The sequence below is a fragment of the Pseudomonas sp. NPDC088890 genome (assembly GCF_044900155.1).
GTDB classification, from domain to species: Bacteria; Pseudomonadota; Gammaproteobacteria; order Pseudomonadales; family Pseudomonadaceae; genus Aquipseudomonas; species Aquipseudomonas urmiensis.
This window is the reverse complement of record NZ_JBJDNG010000013.1, coordinates 15,657-32,716: the sequence shown is the minus strand read 5'-3', so window position 1 is coordinate 32,716 and position 17,060 is coordinate 15,657. Positions and strand designations below refer to the sequence as shown.

The window sequence follows — 17,060 nt, the reverse complement described above, 5'->3', positions numbered from 1 at the left end:
GCATGGCCTGGCTGATCTGCGCGGTGTTCCTGCTGGCTGGATTCGCCTTGCTCGGCATGCAGGCCTTGAAGCAGTTGCGCGGACGTTTGCTGATCGCGCGGCGCTTGCAAGGTCAGCTGGCACGCGAGGAGCGGTTGGGCGACTGGCTGCACTGGCTAGGCAGCAGCAACCTGGGGCGGCGCTTGCAGCGGCTCGATGGCGAAACCCAGGCGCTGCTCGATCGTGTGGGTTGGCGCCGCAGTCGCCAGCGAGCGCTGTTTGCCGCTGTCCAGTTGGGGCTGCCGCTACTTGCAGTGGGCCTGACGCTGCTGTTGCAACACGGATTGATGGGCGCCTGGACTGGCCATTGGTTGGTGCTGCCGTTGTGTGCCTTGGGGGTCGGCTATCTACTGCCCAAGCGCCTGCTGGCGCTGGCGGCTGCGCGTCGTCAACAGCGCATCGCCCTGGAAGTGAGCTTGCTGATTCCCTTGTTGCGCATCCTCTTTGAAACCGGCCTGGCCGTCGAGCAAGCCCTGCGGGTGCTCAGTCACGAAGGGCGTACCTTGGTGCCCGAAATCAGCGAAGAGCTGCGCCTGGTCCTGCAACGGGTGGACTCCGGCCTGGCGCTGGCGCCTGAGCTGGAAAAGACCGCGAAACTGCTGGCGGTCGATGAGCTGATCGACACCTGCGTGATCCTGCGCCAGTTACTGGTGCAGGGCAGTGGGGCGATGAAGTCGCTGCAAGCCTTGAAGACCTTGCTCGATGACCGCCGGATGACGCGTTTGCAGGAGCGGGTGTCGAAGATGTCGGCGAAGATGTCGGCGGTGATGATGATATTTCTGTTTCCGGCCCTGCTGATTGTTTTGGCCGGGCCTGGCTTGACCGCGTTGGCGCGGGCTTTGGGATCGTGAGGGGAGGGTGGGGATGAGAACAATACTGATAGCCCTGGGGCTGTTGCTGCTTAGCGGTTGCGCCGGGCACTCGCCGGAGGGCCTGGCGCAAGTGTTCGCTGGCAACAAATGCGGCAAGCCCGACGCTGACCAGCAGTTGGCCCTGAACCTGGCGGATGAAATGCTCAACGACGGCCGCCCGCATGCCAGCCTTGCGCATTTGCAACAGTTGCCAGATGAACTCGATCAGGTGCGCCTGCGCAAAGCCAAGGTCCTGCGTCTGCTCGGGCGTAGCGAGGCCGAGCCGCTGTACCGCAGCCTGCTCGGCGGCTGCCTGGCCTCTGAAGGCGAGCACGGCCTTGGCCAGCTGGCATCGGCCCGCGGAGACGACGCTCAAGCCCTGCGCAATTTACAGCGGGCTGTGCGCCTGGCGCCGACCGATGAAAAGGTGCGTAACGATTTGGGCGTGGTGCTGATGAACCTTGGCGATCATGAGCAGGCGCGCTTTGAGTTTCTGACGGCGATCGAGCTCAAGGATGACAACCCACTGCCGGCGGTCAACCTGGTGGCCTTGTCGTTACTGCAGGACAACTGGCAGCAGGCGGCAGATCTGGTGGCCCGCCTGCGGCTCAAGCCTGCGCAGTTTGCCGAGGCCCAGGCGCGCGCCAAGCAGTTGAAGTTGACCGGGCGGGGTGTTCTGCCGGTCAGTTGAAGGGCCGGCCAGCGAATCCTATAGGCGCTGGCTTGGCTGCGATGGGCCGCAAAGCGGCCCCAATCCACGCAACAGGAGGCACTTTCCGATGCTTAGATCCTTAATTCTCCTGGCCTGCATTCCCCTGGCAGCAGTGGCCGAAGAGCCGCCACGCCAACCGCCAGCGCAAACCGCCACCGAAGCCCTGTTGCGCGTGCAATCGAGCAATCAGCAAGCCTCGACCAAGCTCCAGCGGCAAACCGCCAGCGAGCGCGACCAATCGATGTACCGCTGGCTGGAAACCTACAAGTACCCGATCCCCGACCATTTCCGCTGGGTGAAGATCAGCACTGAGAACAACTAGAGCACCGTTTCAACGCAGTATGGGCGAGTGCGGATGCATTTCGTACAGAGCCTAGTGAGTAGTGAAACGCTGGTGCAGGGGTGATGAGCGTGGCGTCAGGGCCAGCGCCAACTGGGTGCGGTTGTGCATGTGGGTCAGGCGCAGCACCTGCGACACATACAGCTTCACAGTGTTCTCGGTGATGCCCAGCTCACAGGCGATCTGGTAATTGGTCTTGCCCTTGCTGACCAGCTTGGCCACTTCCAGCTGACGTGGCGAGAGTTTCTCGAACACTGCCGGCAGTTCACCCTCTGGCTCTTCGGCATCGGTGGCGCGTCGGTGCACACCTTGGCCGCGGGCCTTTTCCAGATCCTGGTAAAGGTCGTCGATGGAGTCCGCCAGATACTGCAGGCGTTGGTTCAGGCTGCCCAGCTCGCGGAAATTGCGCCGCCGCTCCAGCAGCGCCTGCTCCTGACGACGTACGCCTTCGAGCAGTTCGTTGAGGTCCATCGGCTTTTGATAGTAATCGGCAAACCCCTCGCGCAGGGCACGGATCACATCCTGTTTGTCGGCGCGGCCCGTGAGCATGATCGCTTCGAACATGCGCTGGCGGCCAGCAATCTCTTTCAGCGCCCGGACCAGTTCGATGCCATCGCGCCCGGGCATGTGCAAATCGCAAAGCACCAGGCCGATTGCGTCTTCGGCTTGGTAGCGTTCGATCGCTTCGCCAGTCGAGTGGGCGGCAACGCACACATAGCCTTGGCTTTCGAGAAATTCACATAACTCTTCGACAATTACCGCCTGGTCATCGACAACCAGAATCTTCACCTCACTCACGGTCTTGTTCACGATCAACTCCCTGTTCGATTCGCCCCGCTCCCGTGCCAGACGCACTGACGCTTAAGAAAGTAGTCGCACTTTGCGGTTATGTACAAGGGCTGTACAAGTTATCCGACCGCATGGTCACTCATTGGATCCATACCGCGGTCAATAAAAAGCCCACCAGTACATAGGGAGCGAAGGGCTGTTTGTCGCCGACCTGTTCGGCCAGGACTTGTAGGCGTTTCTTGACCTTGGGGTTGAGCAAGGTCCATAGCCGGCGTCGGCTGAGCATCCACAGCAACACGGCAATGCCGGCACCGATGAAGGTGCCGAGCACGTATTGATGACTGGTCGCCAGCGCCAGCGCGCCCAACAACTTGACGTCGCCCGCGCCAAAGCGCCCAAGCATGTAGCCAGGCAGGGTGAGCAGCATGACGATGGCCAGCGCCCAGCCCGCATCACTGGGCTCGGCGCCGATCCAGCTGTGGCCGGTCGCGAATAGCCAGGCCAGGGCGCAAGCGGCAGCACCCAGCGTCAGGGTGTTGGAAATCTGCCGTTCACGGACATCTTGTTCAGTACACAAGGCAAGCCACATCAAGAGAACAATGCTGTGCATTGGCAAATTGCCATCCCTATTCGTTGAACGGTTCTATGCTGTCAGTCAGGTTTCATAGTCAGGGTAGACGCGATCATGCAAGCAGGCCTGGCAGGACGGCAAAAAGGCGCAGCAGCCATCGAATTTGTCGCGGTATTCATGGTGTTTTTTGCGGTGTTCTATGGTCTGGTCAGCTATGCGCTGCCGATGCTCATGTTGCAGTCGTTCAACCAGGCCAGCAGTGAGGCGGTGCGCCGCTGCGTGGCGCTCGATCCGGCTACGGCCAACTTTCAGGCGCAGGCGCAGACCCTGGCGCGCCAGGTGGTGGCTCAGCAACTGGCGTGGATGCCCAAGTCGTTGGCCTTCCAGGCCAACGATACCCAGGTCAGCCTGGTCGATGACTTGCTGACCGTGACGATCACCTACCCCAAGCAGCGCCTGACTGCCGTGGTCCCGGTGTTGGTGCTGCCGGTAATCGGTGAGGTACCGCGCTTGCCTGCACAGTTGAAGGCGCAAGCGAGTTTGCAACTGTGAGTGGCCTGTTCGATCGTTGGCGCACAGCGCCTCTGCCTGTCACCGAAGCTGCGCCGCCGGTGGCCATCGGACTACAGGTCTGGCTGGACGATCAGGCGCGGGTATTACGTCTGTCCGGCCCGCTGCGCAGCGCACTGGCGTTGCCTAGCCACAGTGGTGCGCGGGTCCATGACTATCTTGAGCGACACAGCTGGCTGGTGCTCGAAGGTGAGCCTGCCGATTGGCAGGGTTTGGCCTTGGACCTGGATTTTCATACCGTGCTTGGCCATGTCTTGCATACCCGCGGCTGGTTGCTACGCCAGGGCGAGGGCTGGATGCTGCAACTGTTCGACATCGGCGATCTGCTGCATGAGCGTGACAGTGGCCGCCACGAGCATGCCGAACATCAGTTGGCGGTTCAGATCGGTGATGCCCTGCGCGAAGCCGGCGAGGCGCATCTGGTGCAGGCAGCGACCGAACAGTTGCAACGGCTAGCCGAGCACTGGCAAGCGGCGTCGTTGCGATTGATGCTGCATGAGGGCGGACAATGGCGCAGTTACGCCAGCAGTGATGACTGGCCTTGGCCCGAGCAGCAGCGGCTGCAGTCCTGGTTGGAGCAGTTACCGCCGCACGCGCTGCTCGACACGCGTGCTTACCCTGATTGGCTGACACGCAGCGCCGGTGCCACGCTTTGCCTGTTGCCTTACCGGCAGGGCGCGCAGGTGCACGCCTGGTTGCTCTGCGCTGGCGCCAAGCAAAGGTTGCAGCTGGAGTCGGCGGAGCCGTTGATGCAGGCGCTAGCCCAGCCATTGGTCAGCCGTTTGCATCAGGCCCAGGCGCAGCGTCTGGCGTGTCATCTGGATCAATTGCAGGCTCAGCTGGGTGCCGGTTGGTGGCAATGGCCACGACAAGAGCCGCTGCAGTTGGACCCCAGTCTAGCCGCCAGCCTTGGCCTGCCGCGTGCGCTCAGCCAGGTGCAATGGCTGGCACTTGTGCACCCCGCTGATCGAGAGCCCGCGCAGTTGGCCCTGGAACAGGCCTGGGCAGGGCGCGAGCTGAACCTCAGTCTGCGCCTGGTGCACGCCGAGGTAGCGCGCTGGGTGCATTGGGCAGGGCAACTGCACGCCGGCCAGTTACGCGGATTTCTACTCGATATCAGTGCGCTCAAGGAGCAAGAGCAGCAGGCCGGCGCTGCGCGTGAGCGGCTGGAGAACCTGATCGCCAGCTCACCGGCGGTGATCTACGTTCAGCGCTGCGTCGAGGGGGCCTTGCTGGGCGAGTTCTACAGCGCCAGCCTTACGCCCCTGCTGGGGTGGGCCAACGACAGTGAGCAGGCGCGCCAGCCAGGGCTGGCGGTGCATCCCGATGATCACGGCCTGTGGTTGCAGCGCACCCGCAGTCTGCTACGCGACGGCCAGGTACGCTGTCGCCTGCGTCTGCGTGACAGCCTTGGTGGCTATCACTGGATCCTCGATGAAGCGCGCCTGCTGCGTGACGACCTTGGCCAACCGCGGGAGGTGGTCGGGCTGTGGCTGGACGTCAGTGAGGCGACCGAAGCGGCTGAACGGGTCCGTCAGAGCGAGGAGCGCTACCGGGTGCTGGTGGAAGATTCACCGGCGATGATCTGCCGCTACCGTCCAGATTTGAGCCTGGTTTTCGGCAACCGGCCCTTGGCCGATTACCTGCACTGTAGCCCAGAGCAGCTGGTCGGCATGAACTTGGGTCAGTGGATGTCCCAGGGCCAGCGCGATGACTTTCTCCAGCGCTTGCAGGCGCTGACGCCGCAGCAGCCGATGAGCAGCGCGGAAATCTGTTTGCAGTTGCCTGGGCGTGAGCATGCCTGGTGGATCTGGGCCGACCGCGGTCTGTTCGACGAACAGGGCCAGTTACTGGAAGTCCAGGCGGTAGGGCGGGACAACACCGAGGTGCGGCGCAGTCAGCGGCAATTGTTGCAGGGGGCCAAGATGGCCACCTTGGGCGAGTTGGCCACAGGCTTGCTGCACGAAATCAATCAGCCGCTCAATGTCATGCGCATGGCAACCGCCAATGCGATCAAGCGTCTGCAAAATGGCGATGCAGACCCGGCCTACCTGGAGCAGAAGCTGCAGCGTATCGAGGCGCAGATCGAGCGTACGGCGCGGCTGGTGGACCACATGCGGGTATTTGGCCGGCGCTCGGAGGTCGAAGGCACGCGCTTTGCCGCCTGGTCGGCGGTGCAGGGGGCGGTGGCACTGCTCGAGGAGGGGCTGCAAGGCAAGGGCGTGACCCTGCAGGTTGAGCAGCCCAGCGATCAGCCGCAGGTGATGGGCCATGCGGATCAGTTGGAGCAAGTGCTGATCAACCTGATGGTCAACGCCCGTGACGCGTTGCTCGATAAGCGCGGTGGCCAAGGCACGCTCTGCATTCACCAAACCCTCACTGCCGGGCAGGTATTGCTGTGGGTGCAAGACAACGGCGGTGGTATCGACCCATTGCTACTGGAGCGGATCTTCGAGCCGTTCTTCACCACCAAGGCAGCCGGTGTCGGCACCGGGCTTGGCTTGTCGGTAAGCCATGGCATCGTCGCAGCGATGGGCGGTAGCTTGAGCGTCGACAACCGCAATGGCGGTGCCTGTTTCTGCATCAGCTTGCCGTGTGCCTAGATCAGCAGCTCTGGCCGGCCGCTCTGGCAGCTGAGGTGGGCGTCGATGGTGACTGCGTTGAGATCTATGCCCAGCAGTGCCAGCAGGTTGTTGACCAGCGGATCGAGCAACGAGCCCAGCAGCCCGCCGATCAGCCCGGTGATGATATTCAGTAAGGCGCTCACCAGCGGTATCTGTGGTGAAAGCTCCAGCCCACCGAGCGTCGCGCCCAGGCTGGCAACGATGTTCTTGGTGTCCATGGTGCGGCTTGCCGGGGGTGACTGGTCGATATTCGGCGGCTTGAGGTAGTCGTAGGTTTCCGCCTGGGAAAACACCGGCGAGTTGGCGCCCAAGCCGACATCGAGGCCCAGCAGCGGCACGCGCAGCAGCACCAACGGGCTGGCGGTTACCGGCTGGTTGGAAAAGAACTTGCTGTTGTCGATGGTGCCGATCATCAGCTTGGCGGCAGCGCCGTCGTTCTTCACGCGCAGGCGTTTGCTCGAGGCGCTGCTGCAGTCGTAGCCGCGTACATGGCTACTGGCGCTGGCCACTTCCAAGCCCACGTCCAGGCTGGGGCTGGGCACCAGCTGGATGATGCCCAGGTTCAGCCCGCCCAGCAGCGGGCCGAGATTAACCTGGATAAGAATCCGGGTCTGCGCGGTGCGCACATAGATCTGCCCGGCTGCCATCGGGTTGGCCTGCGCCAGCGAAGGGTCGCCCAGGGCGGAGAACTGCGGCGGCTCGATGATTTTCAAGCGCGTGGTGATGTTCGCCAGCCCCAGCACACTGACCGGCAGCGTGGTTTCTACGGCGTGCTTGCTGTTGGCCAGCTGGATGGTGCCCTGGACCAGTTGCAGCACCTGCAAGGTTGCATCCAGCCCTGCATGGGTGCCGCCGTTCTGGATGTTGAGCAGTTCGCCCAAGACGATCCCGCCCGCATCCTTGCCTGCGACGGCCAGGTCGACCAGGCCGCTGACATTCACCAGCGGATTGTCCTGCGCGGCCACTTCGGCCATGACGTCGAGTACATCGCCTACTTTCAAGGTTTTGTGCAGCAGCTCGGTGTAGTTGCCGGCGGCCACTTTCGCCTCGATGGCGAGCGCGTCGAGAAAACGCAGCAGATTGAGATCCGCGTCGAGCAAGCCCTGCCATTGCGCCACGCCCAGGTTGATCTGTGTCCCCAACAGGGCGCCGAGCAGCTTGTTCAGTTGATCGCTCTTGGCCGTGTTGATGGTCAGCAGGCTGCTGCGAATCGACAGTCGCGCCAAGGCCGGGCCTGTGCGCCCCGCTGTTGCTTGGGCTTGCAGGCGGGTTTTGCTCTGCAGGCCGTTGCCGTCGGCCAGGGCCCAGACCCCTGCGGCAATGCTGGTCGCCACCTGGTGCGTAGCGGTGACGCGGATGGCCTGGGTCTGCTGCGGATCAACGGTGAATGCCCGGATACCGTTAGCCGCCGCTTTGACACTGCCGCATTCGACCAAGAGGGTTCTATCCGGCGAATCAGCATGGCCGTTGCGCAGCGCCGCGCGACGGGCCAGGGCATTGGCATCCGCGACCCCGGCAACACAGCTGCCGCCGCCATTGAGCGCTTCCAGGGCGGCCATGTCAGCGATGCGCTGGAGCTTGCGCTGTTCCAGGTAGAGCCGGCCGCTATCGACCACCAGCAGCATGAACAACAGCGCCATACCCAGGGTAATGGCGGCCATCAGGCCAATCGCGCCGCGTTGGCGGACAACGGAACGAACAACCACGGGCACTCCTTTGCCGGCCATGGCCATACAGCGTGGCGGCGGTCAAAGGAGTGTAGCCAAGGTGATGGCAAGTTGCCTTGATTGCGCTTCAGTGCGGTGGGTACTGGCTCAGCACCTGGGCGACGGTTTTCTGGATGGCCGCATTACGCTCCTGTGGGCTGGGCGGGTAGTTGTTCATGATCTGCTCGGCACTGCCGCGCCAGACCAGTTTGCCGTCGCGGCTATCGAACAGGTCGACCTGGATGGTGGCCACCTTGTAGTCGACGCTGCGGGTTTCGTTGTACATCGGCCCACCCCAGTAGCCGCCCCAGTAACCTCCCCAGCCGCCGCCGTAGTTGGTGGTGATCTGCTGCTGGCGTTGCTCGACGATCAGGTAGGCGCGCACGTTGACATCGGCCTGGGCATTGCCTTGTACCGGGCGTAGGCCGCGCTGGTCGAGTTGGTCGGCCACGGCTTGGCGAATGCGTTGCTCGGTGAGGTCGCTCTTGATCCGTGGGTCGTCCGGGCGGTACTGCAATCCAGGTTCCTGCCAGGCCCAACTGCGATAACCGGCGAAATCGCGACTGGCGTCGAAATCCTGCTGAACGTTGTTGCTTGAGCAGGCGGCAAGCAGCAGCGCGAATGACAGTACAACGAGACGGCGCAACATGATGATTCTCCGTTAAGCGTTAACTGGGAGGGTAGCCGCTGAGGGCCTTGTGCACCGACTCGCGCAGGGCGCTCTCGCGATCGCGGGGTGAGTCCTTGTCGCTGCCGCTTTCGGCACTGGCACTCCACACCGGTTGGCCGTTGCGCGCATCGAACAGGTCGATACGCACGACCATCACCTCGACTTCATAGGTGCGCACGATCGGCACGCTGCCATAGGCGCCATAACCATTGCGGTAGCCGCCGTAACCGACGCTGCCGTAGGGGTAGGGGCCATAGTAGGGGTCGTAGTCATAATCGCGCACTTGGCGCAGGCGCCGCTCCAAGCGCAGGTCTGCGCTTACCAGCAGGTCTGCGTCGTTATTGCGCGCTGGGCGAAGCCCGTGCTGGTCGAGCGCGCCGCTTATCGCGTCGGCCAACTGCGCCGGATCGGCATTGGCGCTGCCGCTGGGCAACTGGCCGTTGCGCCAGCTCCAGCTGCGATAGCGGCCGTAGTCGCGCGGCGGCGCTGGGTAAGCGCTGCTGTCGAAGGTGTTGGCAGCCTGAGCAGGTGCAGGCGGGATCGGGCGGCCGCTGGCGACATAAGGGTTGCTGCCCTGGCAGCCAGCCAGGGCAAGGGGTAGCAGGGCCAGGCACAGCAGACGATACGGCATGTAGTCCTCCCGGCGGGCGGGGTCAACGTGGTCGGCAGATCCAATGCAGGTAGCGGCCCAGCCCGGCGAAGCTTGGATGACGGCGGTGGGCCAGTTCCATTTCCAACAGGTCGAGCAGCTCGGCTTTGGCCTGGAACTCCTTGGGCATGTAGTCGTGGAACACCCTCACCCCACTTTCGCTTTCGACCGTCCACATGGGTTCAAGTTGCGCCTTGAGTTCACGCGGATCAAGCGGTTTTTGCGGGGTCAGGCTCTGCTTCTCACCCGCCAGGTGATTGCTGCGTAACTTGCGGAAATGGCCCTTGAGCAGATTGCGATACACCAGCGCATCGCGGTTGTAGAACGCCAGTGACAGCCAGCCGCCTGACGCGGTCAACTGATGCAGGACCGGCAGGATGCTCTCGGGCTCGGCGAGCCACTCCAGTACGGCGTGGCACAGCACCAGGTCGTAGGGCTCGGTCAGTTGGCCGAGCAAATCCTGCCAGGGCGCTTGAATGAAGGTCGCTTGCTGGCCGGCTTCGGCAAACCGCGCTCGGGCACCGTCGAGCATGGGCGCGGCCGGCTCGGCGAGGGTCAGCTGATGGCCGCGCTGGGCCAGCCACAAGGCCATGTGGCCAAGGCCCGCGCCGATATCGAGAATGCGCAGTGGACGATCCGGCAAGGTTTCAGCGAGGTCTGCCTGGAGCACCGCGAGGCGAATCGCGCCTTTGGCGCCGCCGTAGATTTTCTCGGCGAAGCGGGTCGCCAGTTGATCGAAGTGACGGTCGTTCATACGGCGAAACGCCTTTCGCTGTCGGCCAGCTTGGCGCGTACCACCTGCTCCATGTCCAGGCCCAGCTCACTGCACAGCAGCAACAGGTAAAGGACGATGTCGCCGACTTCCTGGCCGGCATGGGCGAGTTGTTCCGGCGGCAGCTGGCGCGACTGGTCCTCGCTCAGCCATTGGAAGATCTCCACCAGCTCGGCCATTTCCACGCTGGCCGCCATGGCCAGGTTCTTCGGGCTGTGAAAACCCCGCCAATCGTTATTGTCGCGGATCTGGTGCAGGCGTTCTGTCAGTTCTTGCAAGTTCATCGGGGCTCTCCTCATGGCGCATAGCTTCGGACGAGCCCCGGCGTAAAGCAAGTGAACTACAAGCGCGGCAACACTCAGAGCGAACGCCAGTGGCCGACCATGTGCAGCAACTCGCCATGCCCGTCCAGGCGCAGCTCGCCTTCAGGCCCGGCAGGACTGGCGCTGAGGATCACTTCCGACGGTAAGCGCACCGGTTTGCGGAAGTCGACGGCGAACTCAAACCCTGCACGCGGCAGATGCCCACCCAAGGCGGCCAGGCTCATGGCCTTGCTCCACATGCCATGGGCAATCGCTTTGGGAAAACCAAACAGCCGTGCGCTGGGTGCGCTGAGGTGAATCGGGTTGTAGTCGCCACAGACCTTGGCGTAGCGCCGGCCAATGTCGCTGTCGGCGTACCAGCGGGTGGCTTCGGCCAAGTTGCCGGGCTCGACCTCGACGTCTTCGCTGGCCCCGCCGTCCAGCTTCAAACCTCGCACCAGCATGCGGCTGGTCTCGCGCCAGAGCAGGCCGAGGCCGTCTTCCGCTTCGGTGATCAGGTCGAAGGTGCCGCCTTTGGCATGCGCTTGCAGGTTGTCGGCATATACCGCAAAGCGCAGCCCATCGATGCCGCCCAGCGGGCGCAGGACCTGAATGCTGTTGTGCAGGTGAACCAGGCCGAGGAGCGGGAAGGGGAAGTCACGGCCGGTGAGCAACTGCAGTTGCAGGGTGAATGCCATGACATGGGGATAAGTGCCGGGCAGGCGGCCGTCGTCGGCGAAATGACAAAGCCGTCGATACGCCGCCACATGCTCGGGATTGACGCGCAGGAAGCAGCGCAGGCCTTGCTCGGGGAGGCTGGCGCCGCTGATCTTGCGCTTGCTGGCGGCGCGCAGGTAGAGGCTGGCGCTAGAGTCGGGGCTGTGCAGGTCGTGCCATTGGCGTGTCATGGTCAGGCTCCCATCAAGGCCTGGCCACACACCCGCAGGACCTGGCCATTGACGGCACCGGAGCCGGGTTGGCTAAGCCAGGCGATTGCCTCGGCGACATCCTGTGGGCGACCTCCCTGGCCCAGCGAGCTCAGACGCCTGCCAGCCTCGCGCAAGCCCATGGGCATGGCGGCGGTCATGTGCGTCTCGATAAAACCTGGGGCCACGGCGTTGATGCTGGCGCCGCGCTCAGCCAGCTTTGGCGCCCACGCCTGGGCGAAGCCGATCAGGCCGGCCTTGCTCGCCGCATAGTTGGCCTGGCCACGATTGCCGGCGATGCCGCTGACCGAAGCCAGCAGGGTGATGCGAGCCTGCTCGCCCAGAGTACCTGCGTCAAACAGTGCCTGAGTCAGAACCTGCGGCGCCTTGAGATTGACTGCCATGACTGCGTCCCAATATTCGGGCGTCATGTTGGCCAGGGTTTTGTCGCGGGTGATGCCGGCGTTGTGCACAACGATGTCGATGCCGTCGGGCAGGGCTTTGATCAATTGTGCAGCGGCATCATTGGCGCAGATATCCAGCGCCAGTGCCCGGCCGCCCAAGCGGGCGGCGAGGCCATCAAGGTCCTTCTGCGCCTGGGGAACGTCGAGCAGCACCACATCGGCGCCATCTCGGGCCAGGGTTTCGGCGATAGAGGCGCCGATGCCGCGAGCGGCACCGGTCACCAGCGCCCGCCGTCCCGCCAGTGGTCGGGTCCAGTCCTGGACCTGGCTGGCGCAGGCTTCCAAGCGCAGCACCTGGCCGGAAACAAACGCGCTTTTAGGCGAAAGGAAGAAACGCAGGGCGCCTTCGAGTTGATCCTCAGCCTGCGGGCTGACATACAACAGCTGCGCGGTGGCGCCATTGCGCAGCTCTTTGCCCAATGAGCGGCTGAAACCTTCCAACGCGCGTTGGGCGACGCTGGCCAGCGGGTCATCGATGCGCTCGGGGGCGCGACCAAGAATCACCACGTGGGCGCAGGGGGCCAGGCTGCGCAGCAGCGGCTGGAAAAATTCTCGCAACTGGCTGAGCTGGTCGCTGTCGGACAAGTGACTGGCATCGAACACCACCGCCTTGAGCTTCGGTCCAAGCCCTGCGACCCAGGCCGGTGCTTGCAAGTCGTTGCCGGCAAAGCTGTAGAGCTCATCGGTCAGGCGCGGCGCAATGGCTTCAAGCTGGTTCGCCAAAGGCCCGCCGCCCAGCACCAGGGCGCCCTCTACCGGGCGCAGCCGGCCTGCCTGCCAGCGCTCCAGCGGTGCCGGGTGCGGCAGGCCCAGAGCGTCGACCAGGCGGCGGCCGAGGTTGGAGTTGGCAAAGCCGAGATAGCGATCACTCATGTGCGGGTCTCCCTGAAGGCAAGCATGCAAGTGTGGACCAAGTTTATGTAACGGTCGTTCGAATGCTTTAAAAAGACCTAGGCTGTACGGATCAAATTGTTTCAGGAGGAACCTACACATGCGTTCACCTCGCCGGGTCGCGATCCTGGGTGGCAACCGAATTCCCTTCGCCCGTTCCAACGGCGCCTATGCCAACGCCAGTAACCAGGCGATGCTGACTGCCGCCCTCGAAGGCCTGATCGAGCGCTACCGCCTGCATGGCCTGCGTTTGGGCGAAGTGGTCGCAGGCGCTGTGCTCAAAGCCTCGCGGGACATGAACCTGTCCCGCGAGTGCGTGCTAGGCTCGCGCTTGTCCGCGCAAACCCCTGCCTATGACATCCAGCAGGCCTGTGGCACCGGTCTGGAGGCCGCCTTGCTGGTGGCTAACAAGATCGCCTTGGGGCAGATCGACAGCGGCATCGCAGGCGGCGTGGACACCACCTCCGATGCGCCAATCGGGGTTAACGAAGGCTTGCGGCGTATCTTGCTGCAGGCCAACCGCGGCAAGAGCCTGGGCGAGCGGCTCAAACCGTTTTTAAAGTTGCGACCAGGACACCTGAAACCTGAATTGCCGCGCAACGGCGAGCCGCGTACCGGGCTGTCGATGGGCGAGCATTGCGAGCGTATGGCGCAGACCTGGCAGATCGAGCGGGCGGCGCAGGATGAGTTGGCTTTGCTCAGCCACCAGAACCTGGCCGCGTCCTTTGCCGAGGGCTGGCACGATGACCTGCTCACCCCTTACTCGGGCCTGAGCCGGGATAACAACCTGCGCACGGATCTCACGCTGGAACAGTTGGCCAAGCTCAAGCCGTCGTTCGATCGCAGCGGTCTGGGCACGCTGACGCCAGGCAACTCGACGCCGCTGACAGATGGTGCTTCGCTGGTATTGCTCGGTAGCGAGCAGTGGGCCGAGCAGCAGGGGTTGTCGGTGCTGGCCTATCTGGTCGATGGCGAGACCGCGGCCGTGGATTTCGTCAAAGGCCAGGAGGGGCTGCTGATGGCCCCAGCGTATGCGGTGCCACGCCTGCTGGCGCGCAATGGCCTGAGCCTGCAGGACTTTGACTATTACGAAATCCATGAGGCATTTGCCGCGCAGGTGCTGTGTACCCTCAAGGCTTGGGAAGATGAAGCGTTCTGCCGCACGCGGCTGGGGCTGGCTGCGCCGCTGGGCTCGATCGACCGCAGCAAACTCAATGTGAAGGGCAGTTCGCTGGCAGCCGGGCATCCGTTTGCCGCTACTGGCGGGCGGGTATTGGCCAATATGGCCAAGCTGCTGGCTAGCGCGGGCAAGGGGCGCGGGCTTATTTCAATTTGTGCAGCGGGTGGGCAAGGGGTTACGGCGATCGTGGAGCGTTGAGAGGCGGCGGCTTGCCCCGCGATGAGGCCGGGGCTGACACCCTGGCAAACCTGATACGCTTGTCTGATCACAACTACAAGATTAGGTCATGCCGAGCATCGGACAACTTTCTGCGCCCCGTCCCATTCCGAATCTGGAGCAGTTACCCAGGCCAGTCTATGCCCGCGCCGAAAGCCTCGGCGCAGGCTCTTGGACCACCCGCCATCGCCACGACTGGGTGCAGTTTTCCTACGCGATCAGCGGCGTGCTCGGCATTTACACCAGCGACGGCAGCTATTTCGCGCCGCCGCAGTGGGGCGTGTGGATCCCTGCTGATACCGAGCATGACGTTGCCAGCTCGATGCAGGCCGAAATGCGCAGCCTGTACGTGCGGCGCGACGCTTGCCCATGGGCGCCAGATCATTGCCGAGTGCTTGAGGTAACCCCCCTGGCGCGTGAGCTGATCAAGCAGTTTTGCCTGTTGCCGGTGGAATACCCGGAAGGCGACAGCGCCGAGGCGCGTTTGGTGGCCGTGCTGCTTGACCAGCTGCAAGCGCTGCCGGAGGTGGGGTTTTCCTTGCCGCTGCCGCGTCATCCCGGGCTGCTGAAGCTGTGCAACGGGCTGATTGCCGCGCCCGACCTGCCGCAGACCCTGCAGCAATGGGCGCTGGAGCTGGGTTGCTCGGAAAAGACCCTGATGCGCCTGTTCCAGCGTGAAACGGGCCTGAGTTTTCGCAGCTGGCGCCAACGCATGCGCCTGCTGTCGTCGCTGGCCTTGCTGGAGTCGGGCGAGAACGTCACTGAAGCGGCGCTGGGCTGTGGTTATGACTCAACTTCAGCCTATATCGCCGCATTCAAGCAGCTCTTCGGTTTCACCCCCGGAGAGCTGCGGCTGTAGCGCCTAGGTGCGGAAACGCCGCACCAGGGTATCGAGCTCGTTGGACAGGCCGGCCAGGCTTTCGGAGTCCTGGCGCGCCGCATGGGCAAGCTCTGCTACCAGCTGCGCATCCCCGTGGATCTGGCTGATATGGCGATTGATGTCTTCGGCGACCTGGTGTTGCTCTTCGGCGGCAGTGGCGATCTGGGTGTTCATGTCGCGGATGATGTCCACCGATTCGCGGATCTGGCCGAAGCTGTCGCGGGCCAGGCCAATGCGACTGACCGACTGCTGCGAGACATCCAGGCTGGCGTGCATCTGCTGGGCGACTTCAGCGGTGCGGCTGGCCAGGTTGCCGAGCAGGCCGTCGATCTCGGCGGTGGAGTCGGCAGTGCGCTTGGCCAGGGCCCGGACTTCATCGGCGACCACGGCAAAACCACGGCCTTGCTCGCCGGCGCGGGCAGCTTCGATGGCCGCGTTGAGGGCGAGCAGGTTGGTCTGCTCGGCGATCGAACGGATGGTGCCGAGGATCGACTGGATGGCATTGCTGTCGCGTTCCAGTTGCTGGATCGACTGCGCCGATTGCTCGATTTCCTGGCTCAGACGGTCGACGCTTTGCACGGCGGCGTCGATCTGCTGCTGGCCTTCACGGGCTTGCTGCTGGCCGCTGTCGGCCGATTGTGCGGCCTGGCTGCACGAGCGGGCCACTTCGTTGGCGGTGGCAACCATTTCGTGGAAAGCAGTCGAGACCATATCCACCGCTTCGCGCTGACGTCCGGCGGCTTCGGACATATCGGCCGACACCTGGGTCGAGCGGCTCGAGGTACTAAGGATCTTGCCGGCGGCCGAGCCAATGTGCTGGATCAGGCTGCGGATGGCGCCGAGGAACTGGTTGAACCAGCTGGCCAGTTGCGCGGTTTCATCACGGCCGCGGATTTCCAGGCTGCGGGTCAGGTCGCCTTCGCCCTGGGCGATGTCTTCCAGGCCGCTGGTGACGCTGTTGATCGGGCGCACGATGAGCTTGGCGAATGCAGCGCCGACGATGGCGAACACCGCGGCCAGCACCAGGGCGATGATGCCGATCAGCCAGGTCAGGCGGGTGGTGGTTTGCATCACTTCGTCTTGCTGGATCAGACCGATGAAGGTCCAGCCCAGTTGCTCGTCAGGGTAGACGTTGGCCATGTAGCGCTCACCGTTAAGCGTCACTTCGACCAGGCCTTTGCCTGCCTTGGCCAAGTCGACATAGCCATCGCCAAAGCTCGCCAGCTGCTTGAAATTGTGGCTGGCGTCACGCGGGTCGACCATCACGTTGCCGCTGTTTTCCATCAGGATCAGGTAGCCGCTTTCGCCTAGCTTGATCTGCTTGACGATTTCGGTCAGGCCTTTGAGCGATACGTCGATGTTGACTACACCGCCTGGGTTACCCAATTGGTTGGCCACCGCGCGTACGGTGCTGACCAGCACGGCATCATCGCCGGCCCAGTAGTAGGGCGCGGTACGCAGGGTCTTGCCGGGGTTGGCCATGGCGGTCTGGTACCACGGGCGGGTGCGTGGGTCGTAGTTGGCCATTTTCGGATCGCCAGGCCAGAAGGCGTAGCCGCCGTCTGCCAGGCCATAGGAGACATAGGCGTAGTCGGGGTGACTCTTGGCCAGGCGGCTGAAGAAGTCGAACAGCGTCTTGTCCTGGTCATTGGGCGCAATTTGCGCAGCGTCGGCGGCGAGGTGCTTTTTCACGTTGCCGTCTGCCGCGGCGATCAACGGCTGCGCGGCGAGATACTCGACGTTTTGGGTGATGCCCTGGAAGAAGATGTTCATCGCGTTGCTGACCTGACGAATCTCTCGGCTGCTGTTGTCGAGAAAATCGTCACGGGCTTCACCGCGCAGGTTGAGGACCACCAGGGTGGCCACGAGGACGATGGGCAAGCCGGCGATAACGGCAAAGGCCCAGGT

16 protein-coding genes and 2 pseudogenes are annotated in these 17,060 nt (G+C 63.5%); 7 read left to right on the top strand and 11 right to left on the bottom strand.

Annotated elements, in window-relative coordinates; genetic code table 11:
- The first annotated feature begins 2 nt into the window (after positions 1-2).
- From ACI2JX_RS21885 to ACI2JX_RS21875, 3 genes are all read left to right on the top strand, one after another.
- Positions 3-890 (top strand): type II secretion system F family protein, encoded by an 888-nt coding sequence (locus ACI2JX_RS21885; RefSeq protein ID WP_312152763.1) that lies wholly within the window; start codon positions 3-5, stop codon positions 888-890.
- A 13-nt stretch (positions 891-903) separates the two neighbouring features.
- Positions 904-1,581 carry a tetratricopeptide repeat protein gene (locus ACI2JX_RS21880; protein WP_404690968.1) on the top strand — a complete coding sequence of 226 codons (678 nt, stop codon included), beginning with the start codon at positions 904-906 and terminating at the stop codon, positions 1,579-1,581.
- Positions 1,582-1,669: 88 nt separating this feature from the next.
- Positions 1,670-1,924, top strand: a complete 255-nt coding sequence (locus tag ACI2JX_RS21875) for a DUF3613 domain-containing protein (protein ID WP_186555511.1) — start codon at positions 1,670-1,672, stop codon at positions 1,922-1,924.
- Between the two features lie 51 nt (positions 1,925-1,975).
- On the opposite strand, the gene ACI2JX_RS21870 is transcribed toward ACI2JX_RS21875, so the two are convergent.
- Together ACI2JX_RS21870 and ACI2JX_RS21865 are read right to left on the bottom strand one after the other, a co-directional pair.
- The gene (locus ACI2JX_RS21870; RefSeq protein WP_189661855.1) at positions 1,976-2,758 is read right to left on the bottom strand and encodes a response regulator transcription factor; all 783 of its coding nucleotides are present in this window, start codon (positions 2,756-2,758) and stop codon (positions 1,976-1,978) included.
- Positions 2,759-2,870: 112 nt separating this feature from the next.
- Positions 2,871-3,341, bottom strand: coding sequence for a prepilin peptidase (locus tag ACI2JX_RS21865; RefSeq protein WP_186555509.1), 471 nt, complete (start codon positions 3,339-3,341; stop codon positions 2,871-2,873).
- Positions 3,342-3,416: 75 nt separating this feature from the next.
- On the opposite strand from ACI2JX_RS21865, the gene ACI2JX_RS21860 reads away from it, so the two are divergent.
- Both ACI2JX_RS21860 and ACI2JX_RS21855 read left to right on the top strand, forming a co-directional pair.
- Positions 3,417-3,854, top strand: coding sequence for a TadE/TadG family type IV pilus assembly protein (locus tag ACI2JX_RS21860; RefSeq protein ID WP_186555508.1), 438 nt, complete (start codon positions 3,417-3,419; stop codon positions 3,852-3,854).
- Positions 3,851-6,475: an ATP-binding protein gene (locus ACI2JX_RS21855; RefSeq protein ID WP_404690967.1), complete on the top strand. Its 2,625-nt coding sequence runs from the start codon at positions 3,851-3,853 to the stop codon at positions 6,473-6,475. Before ACI2JX_RS21860 ends, ACI2JX_RS21855 begins: the two co-directional genes overlap by 4 nt.
- Here the strand turns inward: ACI2JX_RS21855 and ACI2JX_RS21850 are convergent.
- From ACI2JX_RS21850 to ACI2JX_RS21820, 7 genes are all read right to left on the bottom strand, one after another.
- Positions 6,472-8,202 carry a pilus assembly protein TadG-related protein gene (locus ACI2JX_RS21850; RefSeq protein ID WP_404690966.1) on the bottom strand — a complete coding sequence of 577 codons (1,731 nt, stop codon included), beginning with the start codon at positions 8,200-8,202 and terminating at the stop codon, positions 6,472-6,474. The genes ACI2JX_RS21855 and ACI2JX_RS21850 overlap by 4 nt on opposite strands.
- 88 nt (positions 8,203-8,290) lie before the next feature.
- Positions 8,291-8,851, bottom strand: coding sequence for a DUF4136 domain-containing protein (locus tag ACI2JX_RS21845; RefSeq protein ID WP_264235585.1), 561 nt, complete (start codon positions 8,849-8,851; stop codon positions 8,291-8,293).
- 19 nt (positions 8,852-8,870) lie between these two features.
- A complete protein-coding gene (locus ACI2JX_RS21840; RefSeq protein WP_264235586.1) occupies positions 8,871-9,503 on the bottom strand; it encodes a DUF4136 domain-containing protein in 633 nt (210 codons plus the stop codon).
- A 22-nt stretch (positions 9,504-9,525) separates the two neighbouring features.
- Positions 9,526-10,275, bottom strand: a complete 750-nt coding sequence (locus tag ACI2JX_RS21835) for a methyltransferase (protein WP_368972792.1) — start codon at positions 10,273-10,275, stop codon at positions 9,526-9,528.
- On the bottom strand, positions 10,272-10,577 hold the full coding sequence (locus tag ACI2JX_RS21830) for a MazG-like family protein (RefSeq protein ID WP_186555503.1): 306 nt from the start codon (positions 10,575-10,577) through the stop codon (positions 10,272-10,274). Before ACI2JX_RS21830 ends, ACI2JX_RS21835 begins: the two co-directional genes overlap by 4 nt.
- A gap of 74 nt (positions 10,578-10,651) precedes the next feature.
- Positions 10,652-11,503 carry a MaoC family dehydratase gene (locus ACI2JX_RS21825; protein ID WP_368972791.1) on the bottom strand — a complete coding sequence of 284 codons (852 nt, stop codon included), beginning with the start codon at positions 11,501-11,503 and terminating at the stop codon, positions 10,652-10,654.
- Between the two features lie 2 nt (positions 11,504-11,505).
- On the bottom strand, positions 11,506-12,858 hold the full coding sequence (locus tag ACI2JX_RS21820) for a 3-oxoacyl-ACP reductase (RefSeq protein ID WP_186555501.1): 1,353 nt from the start codon (positions 12,856-12,858) through the stop codon (positions 11,506-11,508).
- 118 nt (positions 12,859-12,976) lie between these two features.
- Between ACI2JX_RS21820 and ACI2JX_RS21815 the strand changes: the two genes are divergently transcribed.
- The gene (locus ACI2JX_RS21815) at positions 12,977-14,254 is read left to right on the top strand and encodes an acetyl-CoA C-acetyltransferase (RefSeq protein ID WP_264235591.1); all 1,278 of its coding nucleotides are present in this window, start codon (positions 12,977-12,979) and stop codon (positions 14,252-14,254) included.
- A gap of 88 nt (positions 14,255-14,342) precedes the next feature.
- The gene (locus ACI2JX_RS21810) at positions 14,343-15,131 is read left to right on the top strand and encodes a helix-turn-helix transcriptional regulator (RefSeq protein WP_264235592.1); all 789 of its coding nucleotides are present in this window, start codon (positions 14,343-14,345) and stop codon (positions 15,129-15,131) included.
- Between the two features lie 3 nt (positions 15,132-15,134).
- On the opposite strand, the pseudogene ACI2JX_RS21805 reads toward ACI2JX_RS21810, so the two are convergent.
- Together ACI2JX_RS21805 and ACI2JX_RS21800 are read right to left on the bottom strand one after the other, a co-directional pair.
- A pseudogene (locus ACI2JX_RS21805) lies at positions 15,135-15,731 on the bottom strand (methyl-accepting chemotaxis protein); the annotation flags it as partial.
- A 261-nt stretch (positions 15,732-15,992) separates the two neighbouring features.
- Positions 15,993-16,925 (bottom strand): annotated as a pseudogene (locus ACI2JX_RS21800) (cache domain-containing protein); the annotation flags it as partial.
- Between the last annotated feature and the right edge of the window lie 135 nt (positions 16,926-17,060).